Source organism: Acinetobacter sp. UBA2063 (assembly GCF_002333245.1).
Classification (GTDB): Bacteria; Pseudomonadota; Gammaproteobacteria; order Pseudomonadales; family Moraxellaceae; genus Acinetobacter; species Acinetobacter parvus.
On sequence record NZ_DDAH01000014.1, the window covers coordinates 1 to 6,887 of the forward strand.

Below are 6,887 nucleotides of genomic sequence, written 5' to 3' on the forward strand. Positions count from 1 at the left end.
ACTTGCATCCTGCTGTACTTTTTGTTGTGCTTGTTGCCACTCAACCAAAGAGAGTTGTAATTTCTCAATTTTTTGAATCTGACGATTAAACTTTTTTTGTTGTGGAGATAAATTTTCAGTTTCTTGATACAAACTTAAATCTAAAATGCTCATGACTTTATTTCAATACAAATGCGATTTGACTCAATATTTTAACAGAAAGCATGCCTACGACCATTTGTTTTAAAAGTAAAATTCTTATCTCATAAAACCCCATGCCCCAACAACATCTCCCCGCCACTCAGCTTTTTCATATACTTTAAACGTTCTTTTTTCCCACTTCAACTGCGGCTTTAAATCAGTACAATCGGCATCTTATACTTACTAGACTCGCCTTACAAAATGTACAATTCAAATGTACATCTAAATAGGACAAATAATATGAACAACATTCCATTTAGCCAAGTCCGAGCCAATCTTGCGCAACTGATACAACAAAGCAAACAAGGTCAACCGATTTTTATTTCACAACGAGGGCAAACCTCTGCGGTGCTCTTATCTTTCAATGACTATCAAAAATTAGGTCATCAGCCACAAAGTCTTATGCAGGCATGATCAGCATGGCATCAACAACATATACAAGATTTACAAAATGAGACTGATGATTTTCAGCCTGAACGCTCACAAGAACAGGGGCGAAATTTTTCATGGTAAATTCTACCCTATCTCATATTAGTTATCTCCTAGATACCAACATCATTTCTGAATTGATCAAGCCACAACCCAATCAGCATGTCATTTCGCAATTTCAACTGTATCAACATGAAATTGCAATTCCGAGCTTAGTTTGGAATGAACTTCGATTTGGTTGGCTTAAAATGCCTCAAGGGCAAGGTAAAGAAATGATTGGTTCTTTTTTACATGACATTGTCAGTCTGATTCCCACTCTTTCTTATCATGAATCTGCTGCCAAAATTCATGCTGAAATTCGCTTAGAAGCACAACAAAATGGGCTTAATATTCCCTTTGCAGATGGACAGATTGCAGCAATCGCAATGGCTCAAGGCTTAGCTTTAGTCACTCGTAATAGCAAAGACTTTCAAAATATTTCAGGTTTAAGGTTGGTCAATTGGTTTAGATAACCCGATTTTTTCCATATTCAGCAACAATTTTGTGCTCTTTTTAAGCAAATCGCACCACTTTTCATCAAAATTACAATTTAAATTCTAAATTGGTGCGTTTTTTGCATTATAAAATTCATCAAATTGAGTTGTTTCACGACAACTTGAGTTTTTAGATTTACTAAATCTATTTTGGTGCAAAAAACGAATCAAATATTTGTATCAAAACCGAATTTAGCACTTTTTTTGAGCACTACTATGCAAAACGTAGATCTATTTTTCTTACTGCTCGGTGCAGTACTGGTATTGGCAATGCATGCTGGCTTTGCATTTTTGGAACTGGGTACAGTACGCCATAAAAACCAGGTCAATGCGCTCAGCAAAATCTTAACTGATTTTGCCATTTCAGCTATTGCCTATTTCTTTGTGGGCTACTGGATTGCATACGGACAGAATTTTTTCCATGCGGGCACTACCTTGGCTGCCGATCATGGCTACAACCTGATGCGCTGTTTCTTCCTGCTCACCTTTGCCGCCGCCATTCCAGCGATTATCTCTGGTGGTATTGCTGAACGTGCCAAAATGCGCTCCCAGGCCATTGCCACGCTGATTCTGGTCGCACTGATCTATCCGTTCTTTGAGGGCATGATCTGGAATGGCAATTATGGCTTGCAGGGTTGGCTGGAAAAAACCTTTGGTGCAGGGTTCCATGACTTTGCAGGCTCAGTCGTTGTACATGCCATGGGTGGATGGATTGCATTGGCGGCGGTAATCCTGCTGGGTGCTCGAAATGGTCGCTATAAGAATGATGGCCGTGTCAGTGCCCATCCACCATCATCAATTCCATTCCTTGCTTTAGGCTCATGGATTCTGATTATAGGCTGGTTTGGCTTTAACGTGATGAGTGCGCAACGGGTGGAGGCCATCTCTGGTTTGGTGGCAATCAACTCACTGATGGCAATGGTTGGCGGTACATTGGCTGCAAACTTTATGGGTAAAAATGACCCTGGTTTCCTGCACAATGGTCCATTGGCAGGTTTGGTCGCAATCTGTGCGGGTTCGGATATTGTGCATCCTATTGGTGCATTATTCATTGGCGGCGTTGCAGGTGCCCTGTTTGTTTACCTGTTTACTTATACACAAAACAAGCTCAAGGTAGATGATGTACTGGGGGTATGGCCTTTACACGGTGTCTGTGGTGCATTTGGTGGCATCGCTGCGGGTATTTTGGGTCAGCAGGCTTTAGGCGGTTTGGGTGGCGAGTCCATCATTTCCCAAATCATTGGTACAGGCTTAGGTATTATCATTGCGCTGATTGGTGGTTTTGTCGTGTACGGCATCTTAAAGGCGACTTTGGGTATCCGTCTTTCTCAGGAAGATGAATATCGCGGTGCAGACCTTTCCATTCACAAAATTTCGGCAAACTCTGAAGAATCCATATTCTGATGTGGTTTAATGATTAGAAACAAGTATTCCTAAAATTTCCCTTGTATGTGCAGACCTCACTACAAGGGAATAATTTTAAACATAAAAAAATTATTTCAAACATACATTTTAAATGTATTAGCTCGCTCCACATTTATTTTATAAATTTGTATTACCTTATAATATGAATAACATTTTTATTATAATAACTGATGTTACGCACCTAGCCTATATGTTGTAAATTTTCAAAAATTCAACCACAATATATTGTGGTGAAAGTACCCAAAAATACACTTACTGAGTAACATCAGATAATAATAAAAATTATCATTCAAATAAATTTAATTTTTCTTTAAGTTTTGGTTAATTTTATATTAAGTTCCATCATTTTAAATCTCAGTCCAATCTGCGCCATTATTATTTATTCATTATGTTAATGAAATCCCCTTTTCTCTTATGGAACAGTTGCCTACTTATTCTCAGCGGGTTGGTATTGATTTTTGTATTTCCAGTCGCTGGACAGATTGATTTATCTCTTATTCAACCCTGGGTGGATAGCACAGGACATTTCCAATTAAAGGGCGACTGGTATTTAGCCATCCTAAGTCATACTTATGTGAAGAAAATCCTGACAGTGGTCTACATCATCTTTTTTGTACTTTGGTGTTTATCATTTAAGGTTGAGAAACTGAAAGCAAGACGTTGGCAATATGGCTATATGTTCTGGGTCAGTATGCTGTGTACCTGTGCTATCGGTTTCCTAAAAGCCCACTCAGCCCATGCCTGCCCCTGGAATATGACACACGCAACCACAACGGGTTTTGTCTGGGATTTCTCCGCAACTGCGGGACACTGCTTTCCAGGTGGACATGCCAGCACAGGCTTTGCCTTGCTCACAGGCTACTTTACCTACCGTTTACAGGACAGAAAACGTGCATGGTTTTATTTATTTGCAGGTTTAACACTGGGTTTTGCGATGGGCTGGGCACAGATGATGCGTGGCGCACACTTCCTCAGCCATAATCTCTGGACAGGCTGGATTTGCCTGACCATTAACTTTGTTCTCTATGCGGTCACTGAAAAATACCACGTATCGCTCCCCGACCGTAATTCCGTACCGCAAGCGCAGCTTGATGTGGTAAAGTGAACACCTAATACAAGTAAGTGTTTATAAACATCAGGATGTTTTTTGCTGGCCTATGTCTGACTTTCAAACTTTTTTAGAATCGTCTTTAACCACACAACAGAATTCGATTGAGGCCTACCAACTCAACATCGGCAAGGTCTGGCTTAAAAAGGCTTCCGAGCGTCATGGTTTATGGCTCTACACCCCACTGAAATGGCTGGCAAAAATATTCAACCTCGGTGCAATCATGCCTGTTCCCAACCGAGGGGGATCAATCGCAATTCAGTGTGAATTCAAGCGTATTCAGCAACTCAGAGCATTAGGGGTTTCCACGCCAAATGTGTTGGCAGTTTCGGAAAAAGGCATTTTATTACAGGACATTGGAATACAGCATCAAAGCCAGATTCAGCAACTAGATCAGGCGCTTGCCCGCCGCAAGGAAAATCCTGATGCACAATTTCTACTATTTACCCAGGCAATTCAGTCCATTCAAAGCATACATCAGAAAGGTGGGTATTTAAGTGAAGCCTTTGCACGCAATATTCTAGTCGATGAGCAGAATCAGTTTAGCTTTATTGACTTTGAAACTGATCCACGTGATGTACTCAGCCTGCATGACTGCTTTGTACGTGACTGGTTGCTGTTTATTTTCTCAACGGCCTATCATTTTGAATTTGAACAATTAAATGATGCCAGCCTCATCCTGTACAAAGCGCTGCTTGCTGAGCCGCAAGTCTATAAGGACATTGCCAAGGTTGGAAAACGCCTGAGCTGGGTACTTAATTTCAATGTAAGCAAGGTCGGTAATGATGGAAAACGTATTCAGAAATGTGTGTTGTTTCTGCGCGACCTTAAAGAACACGCTGAAAAGGCATCAGCATAGTTTTCTCTATGCATGATGCTCCAGTTTTTTAGGAAGTTTTACCAGCACCGATAAACCGCCTAAATCAATACTTCTTGATAAAGTGAGTGTGCCACCCAAACGCTGCGTGGCCTTATCCACAATTGAAAGTCCAAGACCGCTGCCCACTTCCAGATGATGATGCACACGGTAAAAACGCTTCAAAACCTTGTCGTATTGGTCTGGATCAATGCCCTGCCCGCTGTCATCAATCTGCACGTAGGCAAAGCCATCGGTATCATCATAAACCGAAATATTGATGATGCCCTGATTCGGAGTGTACTTGATCGCATTATCAATCAGGTTAAAGATAATCGAGTGAACGGTTGGCTCAAGGCTTTGCATTTCAATCAGGTCATTACGCTCAAAGCCCAGATCAATTTCTTTCTCCATTGCCAGATTGACCAGTTGCTCCACGCAGTTCAGTGCCACATCATTCAGGCAAAACCTGGTATTGTGTTCAATCAGGCTTAATCCAACATCCTGTTTTGCCAAGGCCAGCAACTGTGTTACCAAGTGCTGAATACGTGCCAGCCCCTTACTGAGGTTTTGCAAAGCCTCATGTTCAGGAAACTGACTAATCAGAATCTTGGTTTGCAGGTTCAAGGCGGTAACAGGCGTTCTGAGTTCATGTGCTGCATCGGCAATAAACTGTTTCTGTTCGGTCTGTGCGTGCTGGATACGTTCAAATAAATGGTTCATTTCCTCAATGGTTGGAATCAGTTCCTGCGGATATTCCTCACTATCAATCGGTGCCAATCCCTCAGATCCACGCTGGGTCAGCTCAGCTTTAAAATCTTCTAGCGGTTTTAGGCTTAAACTGATAATAAAGGCCAGTACAATAATTGCGAATGGCAGCAATAGCACATAGGGAATAAACATACTGCCTGCCAGTTCCCATGCAAAGCTTTGACGTACCTTTTCCTGCTGGCTAATCTGAATTTGATAATCCTTTAAGGGAAACACATAGACTCGCCATGTGCCCTGTGCGGTTTGTTGGCTATAGAAACCCGCCTGTTTTACAGGTGGAACCAGTAAATGGGTTTGGTGCCAAAGATGGCTTTGATCTTTATATGCCCAAATATCAACCAGTAAATCCTCTTCATGGTAACTTCGGTGCAGTTCTATTTTGCTGGCAATCTTTATGATCGGTTCAACGGCGAAACGTTCAGCCATATACTGCATCTGGGTATCCAGAATTTCATTGACCTCATGCAGGGCAATTTTATAGGCGGTAAAAATCAGCAAGCATCCAAGCAGGAGACTAAAGACAGATGTTCCCCAAATCAGTCTTTTTTTCAGTGAATATTGCTTCATTTTTTTCATAAATAATCAGGGTTGTCCCAGTCTGTAGCCTAGCCCACGAATGGTTCGAATAAAGTCCTTGCCAAGCTTGGCACGCAAATGGTGGACATACACCTCAATGGTGTTGCTTGTCACCTCACTATCGAAATCATATAGCTTGTCTTCAAGGTTGGCTTTGGAAAAGATTTTATTGGGATGCGTCACCATTGGGATCAGGATGGCCCATTCACGGTTGGACAATTCAATGTGCTGCCCTTTAAAAGTCGCCAAATGCTGTTCCACATCCAGCGTCAACTCGCCACTTTTAAGTAACTGTGACTGATTTTTCAGTAAGGCGGTTTCGGCATTTCCTCGACGCAATAGTGCATTGATACGGGCAAGCAATTCATCAAACTCATAAGGCTTAACCAGATAATCATCCGCGCCGTGATTCAGTCCATCCACCCGATTCTGCAACTGATCCCGTGCAGAGATAATCAGAACAGGAATTGAGGTGCGCTGGCGGATTTGTCTCAGGATTTGCATGCCATCCATAAGCGGTAAACCAAGATCCAATAAAACCAGGTCAAACGCCTGTTTGGTCAGCAATGCCAAGCCATCGACCCCATTATTGACTCCCTCCACTTCAAACTGATGATAGCGCAGCAGGGTCATTGTTGACTCTGCAATCATAAAATCATCTTCGATCATCAAGATTTTGGTCATGATTTCATCACACCTTATGGATTAGGACATGCTGCCAGCATATCGTTGTTCGGGTCGATCACCTTGCTTTTCACATCTAGCAGGCTCAGCATGGTCGGGAACAGGTTATCCTGACTCAACTCCTGCCTGCCCTGTTGTGCCAAACACTTGACCTGTTGTTTTGCCTGATGTTGCCAGACAGTGGAGAACCACATCAGCATCGGGATATGGGTTTGTTGCGTTGGTGCAATCGCATAAGGCGCACCATGCAAATACATACCGCTTTCACCTGTGGACTCCCCATGATCAGATAAATACCACAAAGCAGTTTGATATTTCGTTGTAT

At 42.2% G+C, this 6,887-nt stretch carries 8 protein-coding genes and 2 pseudogenes; 5 read left to right on the forward strand and 5 right to left on the reverse strand.

The window, feature by feature from the left end; all coding sequences use genetic code 11:
- Both B4H32_RS00600 and B4H32_RS12735 read right to left on the reverse strand, forming a co-directional pair.
- Positions 1-153, reverse strand: a pseudogene (locus B4H32_RS00600) (molecular chaperone DnaJ); the annotation flags it as partial.
- An 89-nt stretch (positions 154-242) separates the two neighbouring features.
- A pseudogene (locus B4H32_RS12735) lies at positions 243-354 on the reverse strand (molecular chaperone DnaJ); the annotation flags it as partial.
- A gap of 66 nt (positions 355-420) precedes the next feature.
- Between B4H32_RS12735 and B4H32_RS00605 the strand changes: the two are divergent.
- The 5 genes from B4H32_RS00605 (at position 421) to B4H32_RS00625 (ending at position 4,534) form a co-directional block, all read left to right on the forward strand.
- A complete protein-coding gene (locus tag B4H32_RS00605; RefSeq protein ID WP_004681546.1) occupies positions 421-594 on the forward strand; it encodes a type II toxin-antitoxin system Phd/YefM family antitoxin in 174 nt (57 codons plus the stop codon).
- A gap of 92 nt (positions 595-686) precedes the next feature.
- Positions 687-1,121 (forward strand): type II toxin-antitoxin system VapC family toxin, encoded by a 435-nt coding sequence (locus tag B4H32_RS00610; protein ID WP_004681547.1) that lies wholly within the window; start codon positions 687-689, stop codon positions 1,119-1,121.
- Positions 1,122-1,358: 237 nt separating this feature from the next.
- Positions 1,359-2,546, forward strand: a complete 1,188-nt coding sequence (locus tag B4H32_RS00615) for an ammonium transporter (protein ID WP_286799107.1) — start codon at positions 1,359-1,361, stop codon at positions 2,544-2,546.
- Between the two features lie 409 nt (positions 2,547-2,955).
- Positions 2,956-3,672: a phosphatase PAP2 family protein gene (locus tag B4H32_RS00620; protein ID WP_286799109.1), complete on the forward strand. Its 717-nt coding sequence runs from the start codon at positions 2,956-2,958 to the stop codon at positions 3,670-3,672.
- A gap of 52 nt (positions 3,673-3,724) precedes the next feature.
- Positions 3,725-4,534, forward strand: a complete 810-nt coding sequence (locus tag B4H32_RS00625) for a lipopolysaccharide kinase InaA family protein (protein ID WP_004681551.1) — start codon at positions 3,725-3,727, stop codon at positions 4,532-4,534.
- Between the two features lie 6 nt (positions 4,535-4,540).
- Here B4H32_RS00625 and B4H32_RS00630 read toward each other — a convergent pair whose 3' ends face one another.
- The 3 genes from B4H32_RS00630 to B4H32_RS00640 form a co-directional block, all read right to left on the reverse strand.
- Positions 4,541-5,878 carry an ATP-binding protein gene (locus tag B4H32_RS00630; protein WP_286799118.1) on the reverse strand — a complete coding sequence of 446 codons (1,338 nt, stop codon included), beginning with the start codon at positions 5,876-5,878 and terminating at the stop codon, positions 4,541-4,543.
- Between the two features lie 6 nt (positions 5,879-5,884).
- Positions 5,885-6,562: a response regulator transcription factor gene (locus tag B4H32_RS00635; protein WP_286799119.1), complete on the reverse strand. Its 678-nt coding sequence runs from the start codon at positions 6,560-6,562 to the stop codon at positions 5,885-5,887.
- A gap of 14 nt (positions 6,563-6,576) precedes the next feature.
- Positions 6,577-6,887 (reverse strand): sulfatase-like hydrolase/transferase (locus tag B4H32_RS00640; RefSeq protein ID WP_286799120.1); only part of this gene is annotated, 311 nt, incomplete at its 5' end.

Coding starts and splice junctions, on each gene's coding strand:
- B4H32_RS00605 (WP_004681546.1), top strand. CDS start 421: ATGAACAACATTCCATTTAGCCAAGTCCGAGCCAATCTTGCGCAACTG.
- B4H32_RS00610 (WP_004681547.1), top strand. CDS start 687: ATGGTAAATTCTACCCTATCTCATATTAGTTATCTCCTAGATACCAAC.
- B4H32_RS00615 (WP_286799107.1), top strand. CDS start 1,359: ATGCAAAACGTAGATCTATTTTTCTTACTGCTCGGTGCAGTACTGGTA.
- B4H32_RS00620 (WP_286799109.1), top strand. CDS start 2,956: ATGTTAATGAAATCCCCTTTTCTCTTATGGAACAGTTGCCTACTTATT.
- B4H32_RS00625 (WP_004681551.1), top strand. CDS start 3,725: ATGTCTGACTTTCAAACTTTTTTAGAATCGTCTTTAACCACACAACAG.
- B4H32_RS00630 (WP_286799118.1), bottom strand. CDS start 5,878: ATGAAAAAAATGAAGCAATATTCACTGAAAAAAAGACTGATTTGGGGA.
- B4H32_RS00635 (WP_286799119.1), bottom strand. CDS start 6,562: ATGACCAAAATCTTGATGATCGAAGATGATTTTATGATTGCAGAGTCA.